Consider the following 26,945-nt stretch of genomic DNA (forward strand, 5'->3'; position numbering starts at 1 on the left):
GTCTCGGTCAAAAGCTCGAAACGCTCGCCCCGGCCGGAACCCGCACAAGACTGATGATGCTGTCCCCATATTTGCGCTGATCTATCAGCACCAGCGGCGCGGGAATGTCCGGAGGCCGCGATTCCTCCCATACGATCATCGCATCGGGAGCAATCCACCCGCCGTCAAGGGCGGATATTACCGCCTTTTCTCCCATGCGCCTTGCATATGGCGGATCCAGAAAGACCAGCCCATGAGGCTGCCCGCCATTACCCCCCAATCTGGTGGCATCGCCCCGCCGGATCTCGACCCGGTCCGTTACCCGCGCACGCTCGGCATTGGCACGAATAAGTGCCTGCGATTTCGGTCCGTTATCCACGAAAGTTACATGATCCGCGCCACGCGACAACGCCTCCAGCCCCAGGGCGCCGGTTCCAGCGAACAGGTCCAGCACGCGGGCATTTGGAACGGGATTACCGTGATTGCCGTTGATCAGCAGGTTGAACACCGCTTCGCGCACCCGGTCTGTGGTGGGACGCAGATGGGCGGCCGCATCCCCCTGCCCCAGCTCGGCCAGCTTCAGCCCCCGGAATGTGCCGCCCACGATCCTCATGCAAGCAGCGTCTTGAGATCGGGGACGCCGGGAACCAGATCGGGATCGGGAGAGCGTCCGGCCTCGATCAGGCGCTTGCCGATCATATAGGCGCGGGCATCGTTCAGCGCATCGACGGCGCGCAGTTCAGTCCCCGCGAAATACCAGACCGAGCCGCCATGCGCCCCGTCGCCCGGCCGGGTAACGATCCTGTCGTAATCCGTGCCAAGACCGGCAATCTGCAACTTGGCGTCGAACTGGTCGGACCAGAACCACGGCCTGGCGATATAGGGCCTTGCCGCCCCAAGGATATTGTCCGCCACGGCCTCGGCCATGTCGATGGCGTTGCCCACGCTTTCCAGCCGGATGCGTCCACCGCGCCAGGGAAAGCTGGCGCAATCGCCCGCTGCCCAGATGGCCGGATCGGAGCTTTGCCCGAATTCATTGGTGGCGATCCCGTTGTCGAGCGCCAGCCCCGCATTCCTTGCCAAGTCCGTTTCCGGCATGATCCCTATCCCGGTCACGGCCAGATCGGCGGGCAGGGTCCGGCCATCACCCAATGTGACGCCGGTCACCCGCCCGTCACCGGTCAGGCGGGTGACCGTCACTCCCTCGATGATCTCGACACCATGCGCGCGGTGCAGTGCCCTGATCATGTCCGCCGTCTCGGGCGCGGCAACCCTGCCAAGAATGCGTTGCGCGGCCTCGACCAGCGTGACCTCCAGTCCCAGCTTGCGTGCAACCGCCGCCGCCTCCAGCCCGATATAGCCGCCGCCGATCACCACCAGCCGGCGGCCGGGCTGCATCTCGGGTGCCATCAGATCCACATCGGAGAGGTTGCGGATGACATGAACTCCCGGCAGTTCCCCGCCGATCTCCGCAGGCAGGCGGCGTGGCGCGGCGCCCAGGGTCAGGGCCAGCGCGTCATATTCGATCTCGCCCCGATCCGTTGTCACCTTGCGGCGAGCCCGGTCAATCGAAACGGCGCATTCCTCCAGCCGCAACTCGATCCCCTGCTCCCGCCACCATTCGGGCGCGCGCAGGACCAGCCGGTCAACGCCCATCTCGCCCAGCAGATAGGCCTTGGAGAGCGGCGGGCGCTGATAGGGCGCGGCGGATTCCGCCCCGATCACGGTCAGCGGTCCGTCATGGCCATTGGCCCTGAGCCGTGCCGCCATCGAGGCCGCCGCCTGCCCCGCCCCGAGGATCACGATCCGCATCACGCCGCCTTTCCACATCTGGTTTGTCGCCGGGTTGCAACCTATAGTCGGGCCGAATCCAATGCAATTCAGGAGAACAGGCGATGAGCATCTCGACAGGCGACGATTTTCCCCAGAGCAAGCTCTTGCGGGTGGGCGAAAGCGGCCCCGAAGCGGTCGATACGGGCGATCTGGCCAAGGGCCGGGTGGCGGTCTTCGGCCTGCCGGGCGCGTTCACCGGCACCTGCACCAATGCTCATATGCCCAGCTTCATCCGCACCGCCGACCAGTTTCGTGCCAAGGGCGTGGACCGCATCATCTGCCTGACCGTCAACGATCCTTTCGTCTGCGACGCATGGGCCAAATCGACCGGCGCGCCGGATGCGGGAATCGAGGTTCTCGCCGATGCCGATGGCAGCGTGACCAACGCGCTCGGGCTTAGTTTCGACGCGCCACCAGCCGGGCTTTACGGCCGCTGCAAACGCTTTGCCGCATTGCTGAAAGACGGCAAGTTCGAGGTGATCGATATCGAGGATTCGCCGGGCCAGTGCAGCGTCAGCGCCGGAGAGGCCTTACTGGAAAAGGTCTGAACGAAACCTGGGCGGGATTGTCTTGGCAATCCCGCCACCGCCCTTTCCGGCTCCTTCGGAATGGCTGACCGCACCGAGCCTGCGCTTTTGCGCAATGCACCATCATAGACCGATCCGAAGCAGGGAAAGATTCACCTCGGTCCCATCTGGCCGATCACGGCGAAAATGGTGGCAAATAGCACTCCCCAAAACAGTGCATTCCACCAGAACAGCTTGTGTGGCCCGAACAGCGCCCGGTTGGGGTCACGGCCAATGCCCTGGCGAAATTTCTCCTCGCGCTTGGCAAATCCCTTGCGTTGGGCAGGTGATCTGGTGGCGAGGGCGAGCAGCGGGCCAGCAACGACCCCCACCAGGACTGCGAAGAAAATCATCATGTTAGAACGCTCCATCGGGCCTTGCCCTATCATCCGGAAATCAACTGCAACCGCAAGTGTGCCCGGCGGATAGGCGGCTACCCGTCCTTGCGGAACGGTCCCCAATCCGTCAGCATCCCGATCTCTTCGCCCATCGCCTCACGCTCCTGGTCCAGGTAATCGGCCACCGCGCGCAGAAATCCTTCCTCGCGCAACCAGTGCAGCGAGTGGATCTCGACCGGCAGGTAACCGCGGGCCAGCTTGTGTTCGCCCTGCGCCCCGGCCTCGACGCGGGACAGGCCCCGCGCGATGGCGTAGTCGATGGCCTGATGGTAGCACAGTTCGAAATGCAGAAAGGCGTGATCCTCGACACAGCCCCAATAGCGGCCATATAGCGCATCCGGGCCGATGAAATTCAGCGCCCCTGCAATGGGTTTCCCGTCGCGTTCGGCCAACACCAGCAGCACATCGTCGCGCATGTTCTCCTGCACAAGATCGAAGAAACTGCGGGTCAGGTAAGGCTGGCCCCATTTGCGGTTGCCGGTGTCCTGGTAGAATTCCCAGAAGGCATCCCAGTGCTCGGGCCGAAGATCGTCGCCGGTCAATTGCCGGATGGTCCCGCCAAAGCCCTGTGCACGCTGGCGTTCCTTGCGGATCGCCTTGCGCTTGCGCGATGACAGTTCGGCCAGGAAAGCATCGAAACTGTCGTAATCGCGGTTGAGCCAGTGGAATTGCTGGGTGACGCGCGGCAGGAACCCTGCCTCTTCGCCCAAGGTAGCCTCTTCCGCAGTGCAGAAGGTCACATGGACACCGGAACAGCCTGCGCGTTCCGCCACCTGCGCCATCCCAGACAGGAGGGCCTGCCGCACCGCAGGATCGGGAGACAAGAGGCGCGGTCCGGTCACCGGGGTGAAGGGCACCGCGCATTGCAGTTTGGGATAATAGCGTCCGCCCGCCCGCAGATAGGCCTGCGCCCATGCATGATCGAAGATATATTCTCCCTGGCTGTGCGATTTCGCATAGAGCGGCGCGGCGCCGACGATCCGCCCGTCGCATTCCACCGTCAGGTGCAGTGCCTGCCAGCCGCTGCCCGGCCCGACCGATCCCGATTGCTCCAGCGCGTCCAGGAAGCGGTGGCTGGTAAAGGGATGATCGCCGGCCAGCCCGTCCCAGATATCGGCGGGAATTTCCGAGATGGCGGCATGGGTGGTCAGGGTGAGGGAGGCGCTCATGCGGTGAAACTAGGCATTCCGGCGGGATTTGTCAGGGGGCCAATGCGTGAGGGCGGGGCAATTGTCATCACCCCGTCGCAAAACCTCCCTACGCGCCGCATCCCTGCGTCGGTTCGCCGAAAAATTCAGCAAACCATCAGACCGCCTCGCCCGTCGCGATACCTCGTGGGCGATCTCGTGACCGGCAGGGGCGATACCTTTCCGGTCAGGATCGTCGGCCGGGTCGAGGACCGGGCTCAGGCATTCACGCATTCTCGGATCATCGCCTTTGCACCCTTTTCGACCAGCCCTGACAATGCCGCCGTCAGGTCATCGGCAAAGCCCGCATCCTCGCGCAAGACCGGGGGAAAGACCTCGGCCAGCGCCAGGAAACCTTGCACGGTCCGGGCCGAATCCTCCTGCCACAATTCGGCCAGCCGGGGTGCGAGCGGGTCCTTGACCTCGATGGGCTTCCCGGCCTCGTCCCGGCCCGAGGCATAGCGCATCCATGCCGCGACTGCCAAGGTAAGGCCCGGTACCGCCCTGCCTGCCGCCCGCGCCTCGGCGATGGTGCCGAGTATCCGCTGCGGCAGTTTCTGGCTGCCATCCATAGCGATCTGCCATGTCCGATGCCGGATCGCGGGATTGGCATAGCGGTCATGCAGCGCATCCGCGTAAGCCGCCAGATCGACGCCGGGGGGCGAGGTCAGCGCGGGGATGATCTCGCCCTGCCACAGCCCCCGGACGAATGCCGAGAAATCCGCATCGGCCACCGTGTCGGCGATGGTCTCGTATCCCGCCAGATAGCCCAGATAGGCCAGCGAGGAATGGGTGCCGTTCAGCATCCGCAGCTTCATATGCTCGAAAGGCGTCACGTCCTCGACCATCTGCACGCCGACCGATGCGAGATCGGGGCGGGCGCCATCGACAAAACGATCCTCAACGACCCATTGCCGGAAGGGCTCGTGCATCACCGGGGCCTCGTCGCGCGTGCCGGTCAATGCCTCCAGCCGGTCCAGATCAGTGGGGCTGGTCGCGGGCACGATGCGGTCCACCATGGTCGAGGGAAACGCGCCCTCGGACTCGATCCAATCGGCCAGCGCCGGATCGATCAGCCGGGCGAGTTCCAGCACCACGCCCCGCACCACATGACCGTTTTCCGGCAGGTTGTCGCAGCACAGCACGGTGAATGGCCGCAGCCCCGCCGCCCGCCGCGCCTGCAAGGCCCGCACCAGAAATCCCGGCGCGGTTTTCGGCAGCGGCTCGGCCAGGTCATGGCGGATATCGGGATGCTCGCGGTTCAGCCGCCCGGTCGAGGGTTCATGGCAATAGCCCTTTTCGGTCACGGTCAGGCTGACGATCCTCACCTGCGGCGCGGCCATCGCATCCAGCACCGCCTGACGGTCCTCGGGCGCGACCAGCACCTCGCGCAACACGCTGATAACCTGTGGTTTCTCGCCTCCGGGGCCAAGCTCCAGCGCGGTATAGGCCCAGCCCTGCGGGCGCAGCCGGTCGCGGGTGCCAGGGGATTGTAGCGACACGCCGGTAATGCCCCAATCGCCGCCGGATTTTGCCATCGCCTCGGCGATATAGATCGCGCCATGGGCACGGAAGAACGCGCCGAGTCCCAGATGCACGATGCCCGCAGGCGTATCAGACGGTTCTCGGTAAAGCCTATCTCGCAAGCCAGCCTCCGTCGACATTCAGCACCGCCCCGTTGATGTAATCCGAGGCGGGTGCGGCCAGAAAAACCGCCGTTTGCGCGATATCCTCGGGCTTGCCCCAACGACCCGCAGGGATCCTGTCGAGGATCGCCTTCGAGCGGTCGGGATCGGCGCGCAGGGCCTGCGTGTTGTTGGTCTCGATATAGCCCGGCGCGATCGCGTTCACGTTCAGCCCCCGCGCCGCCCATTCATTCGCCATCAGCTTGGTCAGCCCCGCCACGCCATGCTTGCTGGCGGTGTAGGAGGGCACGCGGATGCCGCCCTGAAAGCTGAGCAGCGAGGCAATATTGACGATCTTGCCCCGCCCACGCGGCAGGGCCGCACGCGCGAAAGCCTGGCAGGTGAAGAACAGCGCCTTCAGGTTCACGTCGATGACATCGTCCCAATCGGCCTCGGAGAACTCCGCCGCGTCCTCGCGCCGGATGATGCCCGCGTTGTTCACTAGGATATCGATGCGCTCTGCGGCAAAGACATCCCGCGCAGCCATCGGGTCTGCGAAATCCAGGCGCATGGCCCGGCCCGAGCCCATCAGCGCCAGCGTCTCGTCGCAATCGCGGCGCCCGGCGGCGATCACTTCGGCCCCGGCTTGCGCCATGGCCACGGCAATCGCCTGCCCGATCCCGGTATTCGCGCCGGTCACCAGCGCAACCTGCCCGTTCAACGAAAAGGGATTCATCGCAAATCCTCTGGCTGGATGAAGTCCATATCCGTGTAATCCACGTTATCGCCCGCCATCGCCCAGATGAAGGTATAGCCGCCGATCCCCGCGCCGGAATGGATCGACCATGTCGGAGAGATCACCGCCTGCTCGTTGGCGACGAAAAGATGCCGCGTCTCCTGCGGCTCGCCCATCAGGTGCAATACCCGCGATTCGGGCTCCATGCCGTGATAGAGATAGGCCTCCATCCGGCGGTCATGCACATGGGCGGGCATGGTGTTCCAGACCGAGCCATCCTCCAGCGTCGTGTAGCCCAGCACAAGCTGGCAGCTTTCCATTACCAGCGGATGGATGAACTGGCGGATGGTGCGCTTGTTCGAGGTCTCGACCGCGCCCAGCCTGACCTCTTTCGCCTCGCTCACCGTAACCAGCCGGCAGGGCAGTTCCCGATGCGCAGGGGCCGAGGTGATATAGAAGCGCCCCTTGCCCGAAAACGTCACCGGGCCGGATCCCATGCCCAGGTAAAGCACATCGCCATAAGCCATGTCCCAGCCCTGCCCGGCCGCCTCGACCCGGCCCGGACCGCCGATATTGACGATCCCCATCTCGCGCCGGTCGAGGAAATTCGGAGTCTTGGTCTCTTCGATCTGGTCCAGTGTCAGGGATTTGTCCCCGGGCACTGCCCCACCCACCACGAAACGGTCGTAATGGGTATAAACCAGCCGGATCTCGCCATCGGCGAACAGTCCCTCGGCCAGGAAGTGCTGACGCAGTGCGGCGGTGTCCATGGCCTTGGCATGTTCCGGATGGATCGCGTGGCGGGTTTCTACATGGGTCATGTTGGCTCCTGTGACTTGGCAGAATTCAAATGTGGCGGATCAGATGGTCGGACAGAGCCGCGCAGCGCCGGGCCGCGGATGGGCGCATGATGGCTTGTGATTAGCGTTTTATCGCGCAGCCCCGAACGACGCGGATACAGCAGGATAACTTCAGCAAAGCGCCCGTCCGGGGGGCGGCCGGGTGCTGCGCGGCGGCCCGCTGGGCCTTGATTCCGCGCAGGGACATAGCGGCCAGAAAAGAGTTTGGCATGGATATGCGAAATCATTTCAAAACCGCTTGGCACCTTTCAGAGGAAATCGTCGCGGCGTGGGGTGAAACTGTCGATCAGTTCTCCTTCCTCAAGGCACAGGCAGCCATGTTCCGCGCCCGAGGGGATCACGAAGGCATCGCTCGGCCCGACCTCGAATTCGCGGCCATCCATGGTGAAGCGGTAACGGCCCGACCGGACATAGGTCGATTGCACATGCGGATGGCTGTGCAGCGCCCCCCGGTCGCCCGCCTTGAAGGCAAAGCGGACGACCATCAACTCCGGTGAATGGGCAAGGACGGTACGGACAGGATCGCTCATCTGAACACCGCAGGAAGCCAGAGGGAAAGTGCGGGGATGTAAGTCACCAGCATCAGGGTCACAAAGGCCGCTCCATAGAAGGGCCAGATCGTGCGCATCGCCTGCCAGATGCTGATCCTGCCGACCGCGCAGCCGACGAACAGCACCGCGCCAACCGGCGGCGTGCACAGCCCGATGCCAAGGTTCAGCACCAGGATCACCCCGAAATGCACCGGATCGACCCCGAACGCCTGTGCCACCGGCAAAAAGATCGGCGTGGTGATGACGATCAGCGGCGACATGTCCATGAAGGTGCCCAGGATCAGCAGGATCAGGTTCATCAGCAGCAAAATGACCAGCGGATTGTCGGAAATATTTTCCAAGAAGGTCACAAGCTGCGCCGGCACCTTCAGATAGGCCAGCAGCCAGCCGAAACAGGCCGCGCAGCCGATGACCAGCAGCACCATCGCGGTGGTGCGGACCGCGCCCTTGGTTGCCTCGACGAATTCGCTCCATGGCAGGCTGCGATAGACCAGCGCGGTGATCAGCAGCGCGTACACCACTGCGATATTCGAGCTTTCCGAAGCGGTGAAGATGCCCGAGCGCACTCCGCCGAAGATGATCGCGATCAGGATCAGGCCGGGCAGTGCCGAGACGAACAGCGCGCCCATCATGCGCAGGCCGGGAAAGGGCTCGGTCGGATAGCCCTTCTTGCGGGCGACCCACCATGCCGCGATCATCAGCATCAGCGCGAGCACCAGCCCTGGGATTATTCCGGCGGTAAACAGGTCAGCAATGGACAGCCGCCCACCAGCCGCGATGGAATAGATGATCATGTTGTGCGAAGGCGGAATCATCAGCGCGATAATAGAACTGACAACGGTGATATTGACCGCATAATCAACATCATATCCGCGCTTCTTCATCTGCGGCACCATCAGCCCGCCGACCGCGGAGGCATCGGCGGCGGCGGAGCCGGACACGCCGCCGAACATCAGCGAGGCGATGATATTCACCTGCCCCAGCCCACCCCTCATATGGCCGACCACGCTGCCCGCCAGCGCCACCAGCCTGCGGGCGATATCGCCGCGCACCATCAGGTCGCCGGAATAGATGAAGAAAGGGATCGCCATCAGCGCAAAAACCGAAATGCCGGAATTCAGCCGCTGAAACACCACCACCGGCGGCAAGCCCAGATAAAGCACGGTAAAGAAACTCGCCGCGCCAAGGCAGAAGGCGACCGGCGTGCCGATAAGCAGCAGCCCGGTAAAGCTGCCGAACAGGATCCAGTATTCCATTGGCTCACGCTCCGTTTTGCCGGTCGGGTTCCTGCAGGTCGTCATCGGTATTGTCGCCAAAGCGCAGGGTGCGCAGCCCCGCCGCGCGGCGCAGGATCCGCTCGGTCGAGAACAGCATCAGCAGCACGCCTCCGGCCATCAGCGGCGCGAAGTCCCACAGCCGCGAGATGCCGAGTCCGGGGATATCACCGCCCGCCGCCTTGGCGGCCAATTGCCCACCGAACCAGGTCATGCCGAATCCGAAGGCCACGACCACGATATCGGAGAGGCTGTGAAACCATGCCCGCCAGCTTTCCGGCACGATCATCAGGCCCACGTCGAAAGACAGGTGATAGCCCTCTTTCACGCCGACCGCCGCGCCGAGAAAAATGAACCAGCCCATCAGCATGACGCTGGCCGGTTCCGCCCAGAACAGGCTGCTGCCCAGAAGATAGCGAAAACAGACCTGCGCAAAGACGAATGCCGTCATAAGCACCAGCCCCACGCCCGCGACCCAAAGCCCGGCACGGGCAACCGCGCCGGTCCATCCGGCCAGCTTTACCAACGCGTCACGCATCACATATGCCCTCCAATGGGTATGCCGCCAGCGGTAAACCGCGGGCGGCGCTGCGATCACTCGGTTTCCTGGATCCGCTTGACCAGATCCTGATCCTCGGGCGTGGTCACGTATTTCTCGTAAACTGGCGCCATCGCTTCGATGAAGGGTGTCTTGTCGATCTCCTTGATAATTTCGGCGCCTGCCGCGACCACTTTTTCCTCGGAAGCCGCTTCCTGCTCGGCCCAGAGCTTGCGCTGCAACTCCGCCGAATTCCGGGCCGCCTCGCGCATGATCTCCTGATCCTCGGGCGACAGCTTGTCCCAGGTCAGCTTCGAGATGGCGACCACTTCCGGCACCATCAGATGCTGGTCCAGCGTGAAATATTTCGCCACTTCCGCATGCCCGGAACTGTCATAGCTGGGATAGTTGTTCTCGGCCCCGTCGATAACCCCGGTCTGGATCGCCGAATAGACCTCGCCATAAGGCATCGGCGTGGCATTGGCGCCAAGCGCGTCCATCATGTCCACGAAGACATCGTTCTGCATGACGCGGAACTTCATGCCTTCCAGATCCTCGATCGACTCGATGGGCTTCTGAGAATTGTAGAAGCTGCGCGCCCCGCCATCGTAATAGGCTAGCGCGACGAGGTCATGTTCCGCGAATTTCGCGCTCACCTCTTCGCCGATCGGCCCATCCAGAACGGCATGCATATGCTCTTCCGAGCGGAACAGGTAGGGCAGCGAGAAAAGCTGCGTCACCGGCACGATATCGTTGAACGTCCCGAAAGAGGCGCGAACCATGTCGATCACCCCGAACTGGGTCTGTTCGATCGTGTCCTTCTCTTCGCCCAGCTGCGACGAGGGGAATACCTCGATGCAGATCCGGCCTCCGGTCTTTTCCTTGACCTCCTCGGCCATAGCCTTGACGCCCTCGACGGTCGGGTAACCGTCGGGATGGGTGTCCGATGACCGCAGGGTCGTTTCGCATTCCGCAGCCGCAGCCGTCGCCAAGGCGGCGGATGCCAGCAATCCGGCCAGTGTCGTCGTCAGGAACTTCATGTCGTTTCCTCCCTATGTGAAGTTCAAAGCCTGTAGGCCCGTTTTGCGAGCTCGTATGTCAGGTCACGCGCCAGTTCATGCGCCTCGTCCTCGGCCAGCCGCCCGGTCGCAACCAGCGTGGCGAGGTAGGCGCAGTCCACCCGCCGCGCGACATCATGCCGAGCGGGGATCGAACAGAAGGCGCGAGTGTCGTCGTTGAAGCCGACAGTATTGTAGAAACCCGCCGTCTCGGTGGTCATCTCGCGGAACCGGCGCATGCCCTCGGCGCTGTCGTAAAACCACCATGCCGGGCCAAGGCGCAGGCAGGGATAGACCCCGGCCAGCGGCGCCAGTTCGCGCGAATAGGATGTCTCGTCCAGCGTGAACAGGATCACCGTCAGATCCGAGCGCATTCCCACCGCGTTCAGCAGCGGGCGCAGCGCCGTGACGTAATCGGTGCGGCCGGGAATATCGAATCCCTTGTCGCGCCCGAACATCGCCATCACCTGACCGGAATGGTTGCGCCGCGAGCCGGGATGGATCTGCATCACCAGCCCGTCCTCCAGGCTCATCCGCGCCATCTCGGTCAGCATATGACCGCGGAAGGCATCTGCCTCCTCAGCCGAACATTCCCCGCGCAGCGCCTTCTGGAACAGCGCCGCCGCTTCGGCCTGCGGCAAATCCTCGGTCCGGGCCGAAGGATGGCCGTGATCCGACGAGGTTGCGCCGAATTCCTTGAAATAGGCCCGCCGTGCACGATGGGCATCCAGATAGCCCTGCCATGTCGCGGTGTCGAACCCCGTCTGCTGCCCCATCAGCGCGACGTTAGCCGCGAAGCCATCCATCTCGGGATCGATCACGCCATCGGGACGATAGGCGGTGATCACCCGTCCATCCCAATCCGACTCGCGGATCATCCGGTGCCAGCGCAGATCGTCGGTCGCCGCCTCGGTTGTGACGATCGCCTCGATGCCGAAACGCTTGAACAGGGCGCGCGGCCGGAATTCCGGCCTGGCGAGGCAATCAGCGATATGGTCGTAATACCAATCCGCCGTTTCCGCTGTCAGCCGCCGGTCTATGCCGAAGACATGCTGGAAGGAATGATCCAGCCACATCCTCGAAGGCGTGCCCCGGAACAGGTGGTAATGGCTGGCGAAGAGCCGCCAGATCCTGCGCCCATCCGTCTCTACCGGGCCGCCATCGACACGCGGCACGCCCAGGTCAGTCAGCTCCACCCCTTGAGAGCAGAGCATGCGGAAAACGTAATGATCCGGTGTCACGAAAAGCTGGGCCGGGTCGGGGAATGCCTCGTCCTCGGCATACCAGCGCGGGTCGGTATGCCCATGCGGACTGATGATCGGCAGATCCCGCACATTGTCATAAAGTGCGCGCGCCAGATCACGGGCGCGACCTTCGACGGGAAACAATCGATCCTCGTCCAGCAATGGCATGGGCCCTCCCGACTCACTTGCCCTCTAGCGAGTCTGCTAATATGCTAGTTTACAAGTCAGGTCAACCGGAGCCGTTCACCATGTCACAACAAAACACACCACCCCCCCTGGGCCTGCCGACACTGGACGATCTGCGCCCCCGCACCGTGACCGACCAGATTTTCGAGGAACTGTACAAGCGCGTGATCGATCTCAGCCTGCCACCCGGAACCAGGTTGTCCGAGGCTGAGGTTGCCTCGAAAATGGGCGTTTCGCGCCAGCCGGTTCGGGACGCCTTTTATCGTTTGTCACAACAGGGTTTCATCGAGATCCGGCCGCAACGCGCCACGATCGTCACTGCGATTTCGGAAGAATCGATCCTGCAGGCGCAGTTCATCCGGCTGGCGCTGGAAACCGCCTGCCTCCGCAAGGCCTCCGAACGGCTGACGGCGGATCATCTCGCCGCACTGGACGAACTGGTCGAACGGCAAGAGGCGGCCGTCAGAGCCGACAGGCGGGCAGAATTCCACGCGCTGGACGATCAGTTTCACCATGACATCTGCGCCTATACCGGCCTCGAATTCGCATGGACGCTGGTCAAGGAGAACAAGGGCCATATGGACCGCGCGCGCTACCTGTCGCTATCTTTCGGCGCAGCGCGCGCCCTGGCCGAGCATCGCGAAATCATGGCGGCCCTGCGCGCCCGCGATGCTGACCGGGCCATCGCCGCCTGCGAAAGACATCTGGGCCGGATCGCCGAAATCTTCCCGCGCCTGCGCGCCGACAATCCCGACGCATTCGACCGGAAGCAGCGCACGGATTCGTAGGCCAGCCGCGCCGCTACCACGCTTCCGTCCCCTTGCGACATAAGAGTGAAACTTGCCCGGCCAACCGCCCGTGTCGGGCAGAGGAGAATCGGCGCCGCAATCCCACTCCACGCCCGGCGAACTTACTGAGGCTGTGCGGGACCATGCCCGCGCATATGACGGAGGCCTTCCGGCCGAAGAATGATCGGGCTAGGCTAACCGGGCAGCCCCGGCACCGAGTTCCCTGCGGCGGCTCGAACGGACTCCGATCACAGCCAAGCCGGAATGTAGGGAAAGCCTGAGGCGATCGCCATAGATCGGGTTCGCGAAGTCAGGCCAGCATCTTGAGATCACCGCAAACCGAGATCGCCTGCCCCGAGATCGTGCTCCCCCTGATACTGGCCAGATACAGGATCTGATCGGCGATCTGTTCCGGCGTAACGTAATGCCGGATCGAGGCGAAGGAAAACGCCTCTGCCTCGATCTCGGCGACGCTGCGCCCCTGCGACTGCGCCTTGGCCTCCAGCACGCGGCGCTGCCGGTCGCCGCTGACCAGTCCCGGCAGGATGGCGTTGACGCGGATATCATCGCTGCCAAGTTCAATGGCCAGCGATTTGGTCAGCCCGATCACCCCCCATTTTGCAGCCGAATAGGGCGTGCGCAGGCGAAACCCCATCCGCCCGGCCGCCGAAGACAGGTTGGCGATCGACGCATTGTCGCTTTTCCGCAGATGCGGCACGGCGCGGGCACAGGCCGCGAACTGGCTGGTCAGGCAGATATTCATGCACTGCTCCCACGCGGGCAGATCGATATCCTCGATCCGAGCGGTCGGCCCGGCAATACCGGCATTGTTCACGAGACAGTCGAGCCCGCCGAGATCGGCGATGGCCGCATCGATGAAATCGCCCAGGGCTTTCGTGTCACCCACATCGACGCGATGGCGGATCACCCCGGATGGCAGGCTTTCCAGTCCGGCCTCGTCTATATCGCAGGTCGCGATCCGGGCGCCCTCGGCCAGAAACGCCTCGACAATGGCGCGCCCGATACCATTCGCGCCTGCGGTGACGATCACACGGTGTTCCTTGAGTTGCAGGTCCATCTTTCCCTCCCCGTTTCAGCCGCGCAAGACGTCACGCGACAGGATAAATTCGGCAGCCGAGCGGATATCGGCAATCAGCGCCATGGCGGCCGCTTCGCCGTCTCGCCTCTCGATGGCGGCGACCAGATCGGCATGGTTGCGCACCGACGCGGCGTTGCGGTTGCGGCGCGATGCATCGCCTAGATCGAGATTGATCACCGGGCCGGCCTTGAGCCACATGGTCGAGATCACCTCGCATAGCACAGGCGATCCCGCCGCCTCGTAGATATGGAAATGCAGCGCCTTGTTGGCGCGCACCGCATCGCGCCCGTCGGGACTGGCCAGCGAGTCGCGGAAACGCCGGTCAAGATTTCGCATCTCGTCCATCGCGGGCACCGGCATGCGTTCGGCGGCAAGCCGCACCGCATAGGTTTCGTTATAAATCCGGATCTCGGTCAGGTCCTGGAACCCGGCACGTGTCAGAACCGGCACCGCCACGGCACGGTTCGGCCTGACCTCCAATGCGCCGCTGGCCACCAGCCGGCTAACCGCTTCCCGCACCGGCATGACCGACACGCCCAGGCGGTCGGCAAGATCCCGCATCGACATGCGATCATCGGGCCGTAATTGCCCCGACAGCAACATCTCGCACAGGATGTCATGCACCTGCCGGGTAAGCGAATCCGGGCGCTCGGGGCGCGTCACATGTGGCGAATCCGGGATCATGTATTTGTCCTGACCATACCGTCATTCTACAACTGTGATCTCACTTCGCAAGCAATATGCAAATGAATCGTTGACAAATGTTGTTAAAATGAAAACTGTGATCTCAGATCGCAGCGGCGGGGAGGCCGCATGATCCGACACCGAACAGAGGAGGAATGTTCGATGACTCTCCGTTCCAATTTCGACCGCCGCGGGTTCCTGCGCACCACGGGTGCCGCCGCTTTGGGGACGCTGGCGGCACCATCTATCCTGCGGGCGCAGGATGGCCCGATCGTCATCGGCCACCTGACCCCGCGCACCGGTTTCCTGGGACCGCTTGGAGAATATGCGGTGATGGCCGCCGATCTCGCGGCCGAGGAAATCAACGCGGCGGGCGGGATCGATGGCCGTGAACTGCAACTGATCAAGGAGGATTCCGTCAATCCGCAGACAGCCTCGACCAAGGCCGAGCGAATGATCGACCGCGACAAGGTCGCCGCCATCGTGGGCGAGATCTCGTCCGCCTCGGCACTGACCATTGCCCAGACCGTCGAGCGCGGCAAGACGCTGTTCCTGAATACCGGGGCCAATTCGGACGCCTTGCGCGGAGCCGACTGCAAACGGCACATGTTCCATGTCGAAACCCAGAACGCCATGTATGTGAATGCCGAGGGCCAGCACCTGCTGCAAAACGGGTTGGTCGAGGGCAAGAAATGGTATGTCCTGACAGCCGATTACGCCTTTGGGCATGACCTGCTGGCCGGAGCCAAAGCATTTCTTGAACGCAATGGCGGCAGCATCGCGGGCGAGGATCTGGTGCCGACCGATGCGACCGATTTCTCGTCCTTCATGCTGAAAATTCGCGCCGCCGAGCCCGATCTGGTCGCCCTGAACCTCGCCGGCACCCAGATCACCAGCTTTTTCAAGCAATATGGCGAGTTCGGGCTGGACTTCCCGGTTGGCGGCTTTGGTTTCGACACAGCCATGGCATGGGCGGCCGGAGCGCAGAACTTCCGTGGCACCTGGCCTTGCGTCTGGAACCACCAGATCGACACGGAACGCTCGCAGGCTTTCACCAAAGCCTTCACCGACAAATACGGCAAACCGCCCGAAAACCAGGCCTGGGGCGATTACATGGCAATCCAGATCCTGGCGCAGGCCATCCGCGAGACCAAGGGAACCGACGCCGCCGCGATCATCGAGTATTTCGAAGGTCCGGACGCGAAATTCGACATGATGAAAACGCGCGAGGGCTATTTCAATCCCGAAAACCACCAGCTGCTGCAGGAGATCTACGCCATCACAGCCGTGCCTGCCTCTGATGCGGAAAACGAATGGGATATCTTCACCACCTCGGGGCCGCTGCCCGCGCCTGATCAGCCGCTGGAGTCCCTGATCGCCGATGCGGTCGGCGGCAGCTGCAGCTTTTCCGGCTGACACCTGCGGGGGCGCGGTTGCCGTGCCCCCGGCCCACGCAAGGGAGTTTCATCGGAATGACCCTGTTTCTTTTCCTGTCCCAGCTTCTGAACGGGTTGCTGGACGGCTTCTACTACCTTCTGATCGCCATCGGCCTGTCGCTGATCTTTTCCCTCGGCGGGATCGTCAACCTCGCCCATGGCGCCTTTTTCGCCATCGGCGCCTATCTGGCCATCGCGCTGACGCCCTATACCGGCTTTTTCGGCGCGGTCATCCTGGTGCCGCTGATCGTGGCCGGGTTGGGCATGATCGTCGAGAGGCTGCTGTTCACGCGGTTCTACAGGGTCGATCCGCTTTATTCGCTACTGCTGACCTTCGGCCTGGCGATGATCATCGAACAGGCCCTGCGATGGAGTTTCGGAGCAGCGCCCCTTGCCTACAACATGCCCGAACTCTTGCGCGGACAGGTTTTCATGGGCGATTTCATCTATTCGCGTTACCGGATTTTCCTGATCGCGGTAGCGATCCTGGCGGTGGCGGCGCTGTGGCTGCTGCTGAACCGGACCGCCTTTGGCCGGATCGTGCGGGCCGGTATCCAGAACCCGGACATCCTCGGCGCCATGGGTATCTCGCTGCGCCCCTATCTGTCGGCGGTGGCGGGGATCGCCATCGGGCTGGCCGGTCTGGCAGGCGTGCTGATGGCACCGATCGTTCCCGTTCATCCCGCAATGGGAGCCGAAGTGCTGACCGCCGCCTTCGTGGTGGTGGTGATCGGTGGGCTTGGGTCCTTCTGGGGTGTCGTCCTGGCCGCGATCCTGGTCGGCCTGGTCAAGGGCTTTGTCATCGGGATCGACCTGCCGTCCTGGTCGCTGGCCGCCATCTACCTGCTGATGTTCCTCGTCCTGCTGCTGCGTCCGCGTGGGCTGATGGGCGAACGAATCCTGCGCTTCGAGTGATTTCATGCCAGCAAGACATCCGCTTTTTCATCCCCTGACGATCGCTCTGGCTGCCGCGGTGGTCCTGCCCCTGCTGATGCAGGCCGTAGGGCTGACCACGACCTCGGCCACCGAAGTCGTCATCTTCGCGCTGGCCTGCATGGGGCTGAACCTGCTGGCCGGCTATACCGGGCTCGTGTCTTTCGGTCATGGCGCCTGGTTCGGATTCGGCGCCTATGCGGCGGCATTGATTGCCCTCGCCCTGCCCGGACATGCCTTTGTGCTGCCGCTGATCCTGTCGGTCGCGCTGACGGCGGTGGTCGCCCTGCTGTTCGGCTGGCTGATGCTGCGGCGGCGGGGAGTCTATTTCTCGCTGATGACGCTGGCGCTGTCCGCGCTCGGCTTTACCGTCGCCTTCCGCTGGACCTCGGTGACGGGCGGCGAGAACGGGCTGGGCGGGGTCGAGCGCCCGGTTCTGCTGGGTATCGACCTCAATGATAATCTCTACTTCTATATCGCTGTCGTGATTATCGCGCTGCTGGTGATCGGGGCAATGTGGCGCTTCGTGAACTCGCCGCTCGGACGGGTGCTGGAGGCGATCCGCGAAAACGAAACCCGCGCAACTGCACTGGGCTATAGCACACTGCGCTACAAGCTGGCGGCCTTTGTCCTTTCGGCCAGCGTCACCGCATTGGCGGGCGGGCTGTTATTGTACAAGAACCGGCTGACCTCGGCCGAACCGATGTCGATCATCTTTTCGGGCGAGTTGCTGGCCATGACCGTGATCGGCGGGATGCGGGGCTTTCTGGGCCCGGCATTGGGCGCGCTATTCTACATCATGTTCCGCGAATACCTCTCGATCTATACCCAGAACTGGCTGTTCTGGTTCGGGCTGGTATTCGTCGGCTTCGTATTGTTCGCCCGTGACGGGCTGATCGGCATTGGCCGGCAAGTCTCGGCCCGGCTGTTCCCGGGACCGGATCTCGAAGCCGCCATGGCCGAGCGGAGGGTCGAAACCCTGCCCCTGCCCGAAATGCTGCGTGCAAGGGGCGACTCCGACGGATCGGTGCTTAAGGCGCAGGAACTCGTCAAGTCCTTCGGCGCTTTCAAGGCTGTCGACGGCGTCGGTATCGATGTGCGTGACCGCAGCCTGCACGCGCTGATCGGGCCGAACGGTGCCGGCAAGACCACCGCCTTCAACCTGCTGACCGGAATGCTGACGCCCGATAGCGGCAATGTCACGCTGGCCGGGCAGCAGGTCGCGGGCCTGCCCGCCGAGCGGATCGCGGAAATGGGCATGGGCCGGTCATTCCAGATCACCAGCCTGTTCCCCGATCTGAGCGTGGAAGAGAATATCCGGCTCGCCATACAGGCCGGGGATCCCTCGCGCATGAATCCATGGCTGCGCGCCGGGGACATTGAGCGGATCAACGACAAGGCACGGCAGATCCTGGCCTGGGTCGGGCTTGCCGGGATGGAGCGGGCCAAGGCAAGCTCGCTGTCCTATGGTGGTCAGCGTTTGCTGGATCTGGGATTGGCGCTGGCCAATCATCCGCGCGTGCTGCTGGCGGACGAGCCGCTGGCCGGTCTGTCGGTCGCGGAACGCGAGCGGGTCGGCAACCTGATCAAGCAGGTCTCGGCCGATATCCCGGTGCTGCTGGTCGAACATGATATCGACCGGGTCTTCAACCTCGCCGATCATGTGACGGTCATGAATGAAGGCAGTGTTCTACTGGATGGCACCGTCGCCGACGCCCGCGCCTCGGATGCGGTGCGCGAGATCTATATTGGCTCGGGCACTGCCGAGGTTGCGGCAAGCGCCCATCCGGGCGAGGTCGGTGCTTCGGTCTGCACGCTGCACAAGGTCAATGTCCATTACGGCAAGAGCCATATTCTCCACGATGCCAGTTTCGATATCCGCAAGGGCGAGATCCTGGCCCTGCTGGGCCGCAACGGTGCCGGGAAATCGACCCTGCTGAAATCCATGATCGGCATCGCTCCAGTCAGTTCCGGCTCGATCCGGCTGGAAGGGCAGGAACTGGCCGGATTGGATTCAGCCGCCATCGCCCGGGCAGGGATTGGTTATGTGCCGCAGGGACGCGGCCTGTTCGCCGGAATGACCGTGCGCGAAAATCTGGAGCTGGGGCGGATCAGGCGGCGCACCGGCGCGGGCAGCCATTGGAGTGACGAGCAGATCCTGGAGTTCTTTCCGCGCTTGGGGGAACGTATGGAGACCGAGGCCGACCGCCTGTCGGGCGGAGAGCAGCAGATGGCGGCGGTGGCGCGTGCGCTGTCGGGCGATACCCGTGTGCTGCTGTTGGACGAGCCTTTCGAGGGGCTGGCCCCCGCCGTGGTCGAACAGTTGTTCCACAGCTTCGACCGGTTGCGCGAATATCTGTCCATCGTGATCGTCGATCACAACCTGGATCTTGCGTTGGCCCTGTCGGATCGCACCGTCGCCCTTGAAATGGGGCGGGTCTTCCATGAGGGACCCTCGCGGGCATTGGCAGAGGATCTGGATCTGCGCCGTCAGGTCCTGTGGTTGTAAAGGAGAAAAGATGACCGCAATCGCTATTGTCGGTGCCGGACTTATCGGCAGATCATGGGCCGTGGTCTTCGCCCGGGCGGGATTGTCGGTTCGGGTCTGGGACGCCGATCCCGCGGTGCTGGAGCACCTGCCCGACGATATCGCGGCGATGATCAGCGATGCCGGAGCCGATCCCGCCATCGCCAATCATGTCACCGCCTTTCCGACTCTGGCCAAGGCGCTGGACGGGGCTGAATGGGTGCAGGAAAACGGCCCCGAAAAGCTAGAGGTCAAGCGCGCGCTGTTTGCCGATCTCGACCGGCTGGCCGGACCCGAGGCTATTCTGGCCTCATCCAGTTCGGCTTTGATGCCCTCGGCCTGGTCCGAAGGGCTGGCAGGCGCGAGGCGTTGCCTGGTCGCCCACCCGGTGAACCCGCCGCATCTGGTTCCCATCGTGGAGCTTTGTCCCTCGCCCCGAACCGCGCCCGAAGTCATGGACCGGGCGGAAGGACTGTTCCGCCGCGTCGAACAGGTTCCCGCCCGGCTGAACCGCGAGATCGAGGGCTTCGTGCTGAACCGCTTGCAGGCCGTGTTGCTCGCGGAATCCCTGCGGCTGGTCTCTGAAGGCGTGATCAGCGTCGAAGGATTGGACGACACGGTGCGGCACGGGCTGGGCCGCCGGTGGGCGTTCATGGGGCCGCTGGAGACGATCCTTCTGAACGCGCCGGGCGGCGTGCCCGATTACATGCGCCGCTATGGTTCCATGCTTGCTGCCCTGACCGATGGTTCGGCGCGCGGCGAGGCATTCACCGAAGACGCCGGCAGGATCGTTGCCGAGGCTTTCCCCGGCACCGATATCCGTAACCGGCAGGATTGGCGCGACCGGGAACTGGCCGCGCTGGACAGGCATCTGCGCAGCCGTATCGAAAGGAACAACTGATGGCCAAGCCACGCAAGACGATCATCACCTGCGCCGTGACCGGTGCGATTCACACGCCGTCGATGTCGGAATATCTTCCGGTCACCCCTGCCGAGATCGCCGAAGCCGCCATCGGCGCGGCCGAGGCGGGCGCGGCCGTCATCCACCTGCACGCCCGCAATCCGCAGGACGGCCGCCCCGACCAGACTCCCGAAGCCTTCGAGCCTTTCCTGCGGGTGATCAAGCAACGTTCGGACTGCGTGGTGAACATCACCACAGGCGGCGCTCCGACCATGTCCATCGAGGAACGCGTCCGGCCTGCCGCGACATGGAAGCCCGAGGTTGCCTCGCTGAACATGGGCACGATGAATTTCGGCCTGTTCCCGATGCTGGCGCGCTTCGAAGGCAAGCTCAGGCATGAATGGGAACGCGACTATCTGGCCAATCGCGACATCGTCTTTCGCAACACCTTCGGCGATATCGAGCATATCCTGACGACATTGGGGGCAAACGGCACCCGTTTCGAATTCGAGTGCTATGACAGCGCGCATCTGTATAACCTCAAGCATTTCTTCGATGCCGGGTTGGTCAAGGGGCCGCTCTTCATCCAGACCGTCTTCGGACTGATGGGCGGAATCGGTGCGCATCCCGAGGATGTCATGCATATGAAGCGCACCGCCGACCGGCTGTTCGGTGACAATTACCGCTGGTCGGTCCTTGGCGCGGGCAAGAACCAGATGGCCGTTGCCGCCATGGCTGCCGCCATGGGCGGGCATGTCCGGGTGGGACTGGAGGATTCGCTATGGAACGGACCCGGTCGGCTGGCCCGCACGAATGCCGAACAGGTAACCCGGGCGCGCCAGATCATCGAGGGTCTGGGGCTGGAAATCGCAACGCCGGACGAGGCACGCGAGATTCTTGCGCTGAAAGGCGGCGATCAGGTAGGGTTCTGACCCAGTGGCGAAACTGCGGGGGCGTGACCGACCGATTATTTCTCGTCTCTCCGCCCCTGAACTCCCTGCTGGACAGGCCAGAACGGCCCTATTGACACCCTTACCCTGGATACCAGGACGTTTCCCCTTCACGATCTGCACAGAAAAGTCAGTCCGAAACCCAGAGTCAATCTTATTTCAGCGTTTGAAAAAAACGGATATCTCCGGGTGTCAGTTCGTTGAGAAGATAGTATCCCGCATCTTCGGCGGCCTCTTCAAACTCTATCAACAAGTCTCGGACACGGGGCTTCGTGAGAATGGCGCTCATTCTTTCATATCTCAGCAAGATGGCATCTTTCTCCTGATGAGGAAGCAATCCCCACCCTCGCGGCGCCATTGAAAACCGGTTCTGCAGCGAACGTATGACCATTTGCAGCGCCACCCTAGGCGCCATATCTTTTACCTTTTGCCCTAATTGCGCGTTATACACGCTTATTGTGGAGGATTTCCACAAATCAGAGAACTGACTGCTTGTATCGAATATGATCACGGAGGGATCAAACTGCTTCCCAACTTCCTTAGCGGAAGATAGGCTTGGATCTCTTTTTTGCTTGACGATATTTTCCCAAGCTACGCTCAAAATATCGTCAGAAACGAAATCCTTATGATAGCTTGATGGTGCAGAAAACCCATTCGTGAGATTACTGAGATCGGAAATATCGAAACTGCTAAGAAGAATGCACTTGGGATCCAGCAACATCACGAATTTCGAATTGAATTCAGATGAGGCTATATCGACATGCTTGAAGATAGTTTCGGGATGCCTGTAATACAATCTCGGTAAAAACTCCCTAACCTCCACGCCCAACCACTCGAAAAGAGAGAGTGTCTCGGTGGATAACGGGGAGCCATTAGGCAACTTAAATGCGACAATCTTTACAGTGTCGGGTAAAAATCTTCGAACCGACATCGCAAGAATTCGCGCATGCAAACTCTGCGGCCCTCGCTCGATCGGAAAGCAAATTGTCAGCTGGCCCGGCAAATCTTTCCCTCGGTATATTTAATTACACATTCAATCAGCGGGTTGCCAGATGCCAAACTTATCACGAATGATCTCTACATCCCGAAGAAACCTATCCTTCAAACGGTCAATATCCGATTCGGAGAATGGTTGGAATTTCTCTTCCGATTTAACGGTCATCGAATTCCGAATTATATTGAACACCTCGGCCTGAAATTTTCTGCCCACATACGGAACTACTTTCGTATATAGGTCAACTTCCTGCCGAGTAGGTGACAGGCGCTCGCTTCCGCTATCGTGTTCCCCAAACTTTTTGATCCCGCCCCCGGAGATCATGTTGATAATCTCTTCCGGATGACCGCGAAAGTCGGAATACATCCACAAGGTGAAGTTACCGGGCTCAACATACGAGTCTATTTCTTCCAGAACCTGTACATAACCACGCTCAGCCGGGCCCTCGCGGAACTTGAAAAATGGAGAGAACCGAAGGGATTCCAACCAGGACGAAACATAGATTTCATGATATGGACGAAGCGCAAAGAACAGGTTCGGCTTGTGCCCCTTACTCCACTTCAGAGAGGATGCTGCTTGCGGATACATGTTCAGTGGCCCTTGCGGACCCCCGATGAGGTTTTCATCGGAATACACGTAATTAAGCGAGCTGTCTGACATGCAGGCAGGCAGCTCCCCTTCAGCGCAATCTCTCACTTGGGAAAGCACTTCGCGCCGCGACTCGAAGATGTCAAAGTAACGATAGCCAGGCAGCCATTCAGAGTTCTTCATAACACTCTGCAAGTAGGTCGTAGCCGTCTTGTGGGGGCCGAGGTGAATGTTCAACATTGGTTGGCCTTCAAAGAAAAACAAATTGCGCCAGCCGCGGCTCGCAGTTGCGGGCTCTCATAAACGCCGCGGTAGTCCGCCGCAATGGGTATTTTCCCCCACTTTTGCTCCTCCATGTCTAGACGGGCCTCGTCACGCAAATCCAATTTGAAAATTTATGTCATGAATACAATTGGTTACAATGGACCACTTTTTGTACCGGCCTGAACAGGCGGATCCGTTCAGGCCTGGGTCAGGCGGTGATCCGCCACCAAGGCATGGCAGCAGCAGGCACAGCCATCCATCTGTTCGAAGAGAAGCCACCGGAACCGGCCTCCCTCCGGGCGGGAGTGTCTCCGGAAGCGCCCAGGCACCACCGGTTTCGGCAACCCGGATACGGTATCGAGGTTGAGCAAACGCTCCCGCCATGCTTCAATTCACCGGCCAACCGCGGGACAGCATTATGAACAGGTATTTGCCGCATTCTGGATCAAACGGAGAGATGGCGACGGTCAGGGGCGGCCTTGCGCTTGTCATCCTGCTGACCGGTTCGATATCCTCTTTTGCCCAGCAGGGCGCCAGCACGAGCCGGATCGATGCCGTTACCCTGTCATCCGGCGGGCTGGCCGAGATTCATCGCAGTGCTGCGATAGACGGCTCCACCAGCCTGAGCATCGATATTCCCCTTGGGCATGCTGATGACTTCCTGAAAACCCTCGTCATCCATGATCCTTCCGGGCGGGTCGGTGCTGTGACGCTGGACGGTCTTTCGCCTGTCGAGGAAACCTTCCGCCGCCTGCCATTCAGCCCAGAGCAAATGGGTTCCCTGCCAAGCCTCGCAGCTTCTCTGCAGGGGATCCGCGTTCGCGCATCCTCGGGCGGCCGGACGATAGAAGGTGCGGTATTGGGAGTCGGTAGCCACGATATCTTGCAGGGCGACATGCCGCGCCAGGAACATGTCCTGTCCGTCCTCGCGGACAGTGGCGAGATCGAGGTCTTGCCCCTTGGAACGGACGCCAACCTCTCCATCCTCGATAGGAATATGCGCGACAAGCTGCGCGAAGCGGCCGAGGTCAGTGGCCGGGGTCGCACGGACGATATCCGGACCGTCGCGATCGAGCTTGCGGGCGAGGGCAGCCGGGAGATCGGGCTGACCTATCTCGCCCCCGCCCCCATATGGAAAACGGCCTACCGCCTGGTGACCGGTTCGGAGGGAGCCGCGCGGCTTCAGGCATGGGCGGTGGTCGAGAATGCGACGGGCGAGGATTGGGATGATGTTTCACTGACGCTGTCCTCGGGCGCCCCCGTGACGCTGGCACAGCATCTGCATCAGAGATACTGGCATGACCGCCCCGAAATACCGGTGACAGCCGGCACGACGACACCGCCGCGCCCGGACAGCTTCGGGGCCAAGACCACTGCCGGTGGCAGCGGTGGCGGCGGACAATCGCTGATCAGGCGCTCGGTGGCACCGGCCCCCATGGCCGAACCGGCGATGGAGGCGGCGGACATGGCCTATTTCGAACCCGCCGCACCGGATAATACGGCAGTTGCGCAGGAGGGGCTGACGACGGCAACATATCGCCTTCCATCGGCAATCGACCTGCCGGCAGGTCGGACGGTGTCCATGGCATTCATCGACAAGGAAATCCCGGCCGAGCGGATCTCGCTTTTTCAGCCCGAGCGCGGCGAAACCCATCCCATCGCGGCATTGTTCCTTGAAAACGATACGGGAACCAGCCTGCCGCCGGGACTTCTGACTGTCTATGACGAGGCGGATGGCTATGTAGGGGATGCCCAGCTTACCGGGCTGCCGGCGGGCGAGAGCCGAATGGCGAGTTTCGCCGCCGACCGGAAAGTCCAGGTCACGGCCGAAACCCAATCGCAGGACTCGGTCGAGCAGGTCACCATTGTAGATGGCAATCTTCGCGCGACACGGTTTTCGCGCCGGGTCACCACCTATTCGATCGACGGCGCACCGGATGCGGCGCGCACCGTCATCATTGAACATCCCCGCGATGAAGGCTGGCAATTTTCATCCGAAGCATTGGACAGCGACACGCCGACCCATCACCGGTTGCGGGCAGAAATTCCCGCTGGCGGATCAGCCAGGGTGACTGCTGTTTCCGAAAGACGCGAGAGCGAGGTCTATGCCCTGCTCGACACGAATGCGGATATGGTGATCCACTGGTCTGGCATGGCCACCAATCCCGAGACTGCCGCGAAGCTCGACAATCTGGCAAAACTCAAGCGGCAGGAAGCGGAAAGCCGCAACGCAGTCGAGGAAATCCGGCGCAACATAGAGCACGCATCCGAAAACCAGGCCCGGATCCGGGAGAACCTCGGTTCGGTTCCGCCCGACAGTTCCCTTGGGCAGCGCTACCTCAGGATGCTCGAAGAGGAAGAGAACGCGATTGGCGAGCTCAGCGAACGGCTGAGCACCGCAGAAACAACGCTCAGGGAACGCCATCGTAAGGTCACGGACTTCATCCGCAGCCTGTGATTGAAGAAAAACAGAGCTACGCGCCAGACGGTATCACCCACGGTGACGGCTGATTCCAGGAACCGCCGTCACGCTGCTCGCCGTTTTCAGATCGGGTGTCGCACAATTTCCGGCTAGAGCGTTTTGCGCGAACTTGGAATCATGACGCTTTTCGTGGGCGGCGTTTTGCGATTCACCGTATTCGGAGGTGGATCACATGGGCAAAGCGTATTCTTCCGATCCCAGAGAACGGGTGCTGAAGCATATCGAGGCCGACCACACGACGGGATGCGGCGGTGCGGTTCGAGATCAGTCCGAGTTTCGCGATCAAGCTGGATCAGAGGGTCCGGGAAACGGGGCCGTCTGAGCCTTCGCAGCAGGGCAGCCACCGGGCTCCGGGCCGCTAGCGATATTCCGGGATTACCTCATCAGGCTGGTGGAAGCTCGCCCCGACATCACCCTGCGTGAACTGGCCGAAACGCTGGAGGCGGACCGCCGGCACCGAACGCATCAGTCCTCGATCTCGCGCCTGCTGAAAGGCGCCGGAGTTCTCATATAAAAAATCGCTGATGGCCAGCAAATGTAGGCGCGCTGACGTGAAGCGCAAGCAGCGCGAGTGGATCGCCTTGCGCCAGCCCCGGATACGCGAAGAGCCGCACCGGCTGGTGTTCATTGATGGTGAGCCATTCCGGCGCCACCGGTCCGAGCCGGATGGCGAACGGCACCACCATGATTTATCCGGCTGCGCAGGCTCACTCGAACGCATGGCGTTCGCCTGCTCACATCGATCATGATCGTCTTCTGAGCCGCGGCCTCCGCAGCCAGCCCCTCGGAGTTCCTGGCGAACACGCCCATCTCGCTCCAGCGCTTCCAACGGTTGCGGAGCGCCTTCGGTGGAGCATATTCGGCCGGCGCATCGCATCACCGCAAGCCATTGCGGTTGATGAAGATTATCCGGCTCAGAACGCGCCGATCATCGACCCCCGGCTTGCCATGATCCTTCGGAAAGAAAGGCTGCAGCCGCTCCATCTGCGCATCGGTCAGCCAGAAAAGATTGCTCATCAATGCCTCCATCAGCTGGAGAGCGTGAAACATGCGAGCAGAACCCCCGCAGGCAAATTAATGGCTCCTGAGCCTAGTTGGAGGATGGCCCGCATACTCGTGGATGGGCATTTCCCGGAATGGCAGCCCGAGGGAGATCCGGTTGAACGGATGAAACGCTTACTTACGCAGTTCATCGAGGATTTGCGGAGGCATCGCCGTTCGCCAGAGCAGCTCGGATAGTTTGATTGTTTGTATCTGCCGCTTC

The 26,945-nt window shown here is 62.1% G+C and carries 25 protein-coding genes and 1 pseudogene; 8 read left to right on the top strand and 18 right to left on the bottom strand.

Features of this window, described 5'->3' with window-relative positions; genetic code table 11:
• Positions 1-7 precede the first annotated feature (7 nt).
• Positions 8-592: a 16S rRNA (guanine(966)-N(2))-methyltransferase RsmD gene (rsmD, locus tag C9E81_RS14510; protein ID WP_122113071.1), complete on the bottom strand. Its 585-nt coding sequence runs from the start codon at positions 590-592 to the stop codon at positions 8-10.
• The gene (locus C9E81_RS14515; protein ID WP_166461930.1) at positions 589-1,794 is read right to left on the bottom strand and encodes an NAD(P)/FAD-dependent oxidoreductase; all 1,206 of its coding nucleotides are present in this window, start codon (positions 1,792-1,794) and stop codon (positions 589-591) included. Before C9E81_RS14515 ends, rsmD begins: the two co-directional genes overlap by 4 nt.
• An 80-nt stretch (positions 1,795-1,874) precedes the next feature.
• Between C9E81_RS14515 and C9E81_RS14520 the strand changes: the two genes are divergently transcribed.
• Entirely contained in the window at positions 1,875-2,360 is a 486-nt protein-coding gene (locus C9E81_RS14520; RefSeq protein ID WP_122113073.1) for a peroxiredoxin, read from the top strand.
• A 131-nt stretch (positions 2,361-2,491) separates the two neighbouring features.
• On the opposite strand, the gene C9E81_RS14525 is transcribed toward C9E81_RS14520, so the two are convergent.
• The 10 genes from C9E81_RS14525 to uxaC form a co-directional block, all read right to left on the bottom strand.
• Positions 2,492-2,734, bottom strand: coding sequence for a hypothetical protein (locus tag C9E81_RS14525; protein ID WP_122113074.1), 243 nt, complete (start codon positions 2,732-2,734; stop codon positions 2,492-2,494).
• Between the two features lie 77 nt (positions 2,735-2,811).
• On the bottom strand, positions 2,812-3,945 hold the full coding sequence (locus C9E81_RS14530; protein WP_122113075.1) for a GNAT family N-acetyltransferase: 1,134 nt from the start codon (positions 3,943-3,945) through the stop codon (positions 2,812-2,814).
• A gap of 236 nt (positions 3,946-4,181) precedes the next feature.
• Positions 4,182-5,627: a mannitol dehydrogenase family protein gene (locus C9E81_RS14535; protein ID WP_122113076.1), complete on the bottom strand. Its 1,446-nt coding sequence runs from the start codon at positions 5,625-5,627 to the stop codon at positions 4,182-4,184.
• Positions 5,599-6,324, bottom strand: coding sequence for a 2-dehydro-3-deoxy-D-gluconate 5-dehydrogenase KduD (gene kduD / locus C9E81_RS14540; protein WP_122113077.1), 726 nt, complete (start codon positions 6,322-6,324; stop codon positions 5,599-5,601). Before kduD ends, C9E81_RS14535 begins: the two co-directional genes overlap by 29 nt.
• On the bottom strand, positions 6,321-7,145 hold the full coding sequence (gene kduI / locus C9E81_RS14545; RefSeq protein WP_122113078.1) for a 5-dehydro-4-deoxy-D-glucuronate isomerase: 825 nt from the start codon (positions 7,143-7,145) through the stop codon (positions 6,321-6,323). Before kduI ends, kduD begins: the two co-directional genes overlap by 4 nt.
• Positions 7,146-7,432: 287 nt before the next feature.
• Positions 7,433-7,714 (bottom strand): cupin domain-containing protein, encoded by a 282-nt coding sequence (locus C9E81_RS14550; RefSeq protein ID WP_122113079.1) that lies wholly within the window; start codon positions 7,712-7,714, stop codon positions 7,433-7,435.
• Positions 7,711-8,991 (bottom strand): TRAP transporter large permease, encoded by a 1,281-nt coding sequence (locus C9E81_RS14555; RefSeq protein ID WP_122113080.1) that lies wholly within the window; start codon positions 8,989-8,991, stop codon positions 7,711-7,713. The genes C9E81_RS14550 and C9E81_RS14555 overlap by 4 nt, the downstream gene beginning before the upstream one ends.
• Before the next feature lie 4 nt (positions 8,992-8,995).
• Positions 8,996-9,547: a TRAP transporter small permease gene (locus tag C9E81_RS14560; RefSeq protein ID WP_122113175.1), complete on the bottom strand. Its 552-nt coding sequence runs from the start codon at positions 9,545-9,547 to the stop codon at positions 8,996-8,998.
• A gap of 56 nt (positions 9,548-9,603) precedes the next feature.
• Positions 9,604-10,587 (bottom strand): TRAP transporter substrate-binding protein, encoded by a 984-nt coding sequence (locus C9E81_RS14565; protein ID WP_122113081.1) that lies wholly within the window; start codon positions 10,585-10,587, stop codon positions 9,604-9,606.
• Positions 10,588-10,610: 23 nt separating this feature from the next.
• Positions 10,611-12,017: a glucuronate isomerase gene (uxaC, locus tag C9E81_RS14570; RefSeq protein ID WP_122113082.1), complete on the bottom strand. Its 1,407-nt coding sequence runs from the start codon at positions 12,015-12,017 to the stop codon at positions 10,611-10,613.
• An 80-nt stretch (positions 12,018-12,097) separates the two neighbouring features.
• Between uxaC and C9E81_RS14575 the strand changes: the two genes are divergently transcribed.
• On the top strand, positions 12,098-12,823 hold the full coding sequence (locus C9E81_RS14575) for a GntR family transcriptional regulator (RefSeq protein WP_122113083.1): 726 nt from the start codon (positions 12,098-12,100) through the stop codon (positions 12,821-12,823).
• Between the two features lie 310 nt (positions 12,824-13,133).
• Here the strand turns inward: C9E81_RS14575 and C9E81_RS14580 are convergent, their stop codons facing one another.
• Complete coding sequence (locus C9E81_RS14580) at positions 13,134-13,901, bottom strand: SDR family oxidoreductase (RefSeq protein WP_122113084.1); 768 nt, start codon at positions 13,899-13,901, stop codon at positions 13,134-13,136.
• Positions 13,902-13,916: 15 nt separating this feature from the next.
• Positions 13,917-14,606 carry a GntR family transcriptional regulator gene (locus tag C9E81_RS14585; RefSeq protein WP_122113085.1) on the bottom strand — a complete coding sequence of 230 codons (690 nt, stop codon included), beginning with the start codon at positions 14,604-14,606 and terminating at the stop codon, positions 13,917-13,919.
• Positions 14,607-14,768: 162 nt separating this feature from the next.
• Here C9E81_RS14585 and C9E81_RS14590 point away from each other — a divergent pair, with 162 nt between their 5' ends.
• Genes C9E81_RS14590 through kce form a run of 5 tightly spaced genes read left to right on the top strand, consistent with a single transcriptional unit; the run spans position 14,769 to position 21,335 of the window.
• Positions 14,769-16,022 carry an ABC transporter substrate-binding protein gene (locus tag C9E81_RS14590; protein ID WP_122113086.1) on the top strand — a complete coding sequence of 418 codons (1,254 nt, stop codon included), beginning with the start codon at positions 14,769-14,771 and terminating at the stop codon, positions 16,020-16,022.
• A gap of 56 nt (positions 16,023-16,078) precedes the next feature.
• Positions 16,079-16,957, top strand: coding sequence for a branched-chain amino acid ABC transporter permease (locus tag C9E81_RS14595; protein ID WP_122113087.1), 879 nt, complete (start codon positions 16,079-16,081; stop codon positions 16,955-16,957).
• Between the two features lie 4 nt (positions 16,958-16,961).
• On the top strand, positions 16,962-19,484 hold the full coding sequence (locus tag C9E81_RS14600; RefSeq protein ID WP_122113088.1) for a branched-chain amino acid ABC transporter ATP-binding protein/permease: 2,523 nt from the start codon (positions 16,962-16,964) through the stop codon (positions 19,482-19,484).
• A gap of 10 nt (positions 19,485-19,494) precedes the next feature.
• Positions 19,495-20,403 carry a 3-hydroxyacyl-CoA dehydrogenase gene (locus tag C9E81_RS14605; RefSeq protein WP_122113089.1) on the top strand — a complete coding sequence of 303 codons (909 nt, stop codon included), beginning with the start codon at positions 19,495-19,497 and terminating at the stop codon, positions 20,401-20,403.
• A complete protein-coding gene (gene kce / locus C9E81_RS14610; protein WP_122113090.1) occupies positions 20,403-21,335 on the top strand; it encodes a 3,5-dioxohexanoate:acetyl-CoA acetone transferase in 933 nt (310 codons plus the stop codon). The genes C9E81_RS14605 and kce overlap by 1 nt, the downstream gene beginning before the upstream one ends.
• A 172-nt stretch (positions 21,336-21,507) precedes the next feature.
• On the opposite strand, the gene C9E81_RS14615 is transcribed toward kce, so the two are convergent.
• Together C9E81_RS14615 and C9E81_RS14620 are read right to left on the bottom strand one after the other, a co-directional pair.
• Positions 21,508-22,356 carry a hypothetical protein gene (locus tag C9E81_RS14615; protein ID WP_147457601.1) on the bottom strand — a complete coding sequence of 283 codons (849 nt, stop codon included), beginning with the start codon at positions 22,354-22,356 and terminating at the stop codon, positions 21,508-21,510.
• 30 nt (positions 22,357-22,386) lie between these two features.
• Positions 22,387-23,118 carry a hypothetical protein gene (locus tag C9E81_RS14620; RefSeq protein WP_147457602.1) on the bottom strand — a complete coding sequence of 244 codons (732 nt, stop codon included), beginning with the start codon at positions 23,116-23,118 and terminating at the stop codon, positions 22,387-22,389.
• Between the two features lie 538 nt (positions 23,119-23,656).
• On the opposite strand from C9E81_RS14620, the gene C9E81_RS14625 reads away from it, so the two are divergent.
• Positions 23,657-25,657: a DUF4139 domain-containing protein gene (locus C9E81_RS14625; protein WP_166461923.1), complete on the top strand. Its 2,001-nt coding sequence runs from the start codon at positions 23,657-23,659 to the stop codon at positions 25,655-25,657.
• Between the two features lie 530 nt (positions 25,658-26,187).
• On the opposite strand, the gene C9E81_RS22920 is transcribed toward C9E81_RS14625, so the two are convergent.
• The gene (locus C9E81_RS22920; RefSeq protein WP_166461909.1) at positions 26,188-26,367 is read right to left on the bottom strand and encodes a hypothetical protein; all 180 of its coding nucleotides are present in this window, start codon (positions 26,365-26,367) and stop codon (positions 26,188-26,190) included.
• A gap of 48 nt (positions 26,368-26,415) precedes the next feature.
• A pseudogene (locus C9E81_RS14635) lies at positions 26,416-26,698 on the bottom strand (transposase); the annotation flags it as partial.
• Positions 26,699-26,945: the final 247 nt, after the last annotated feature.

Origin of the sequence: Paracoccus alkanivorans, from assembly GCF_003697785.1 — a bacterium.
GTDB lineage: Bacteria > Pseudomonadota > Alphaproteobacteria > Rhodobacterales > Rhodobacteraceae > Paracoccus > Paracoccus alkanivorans.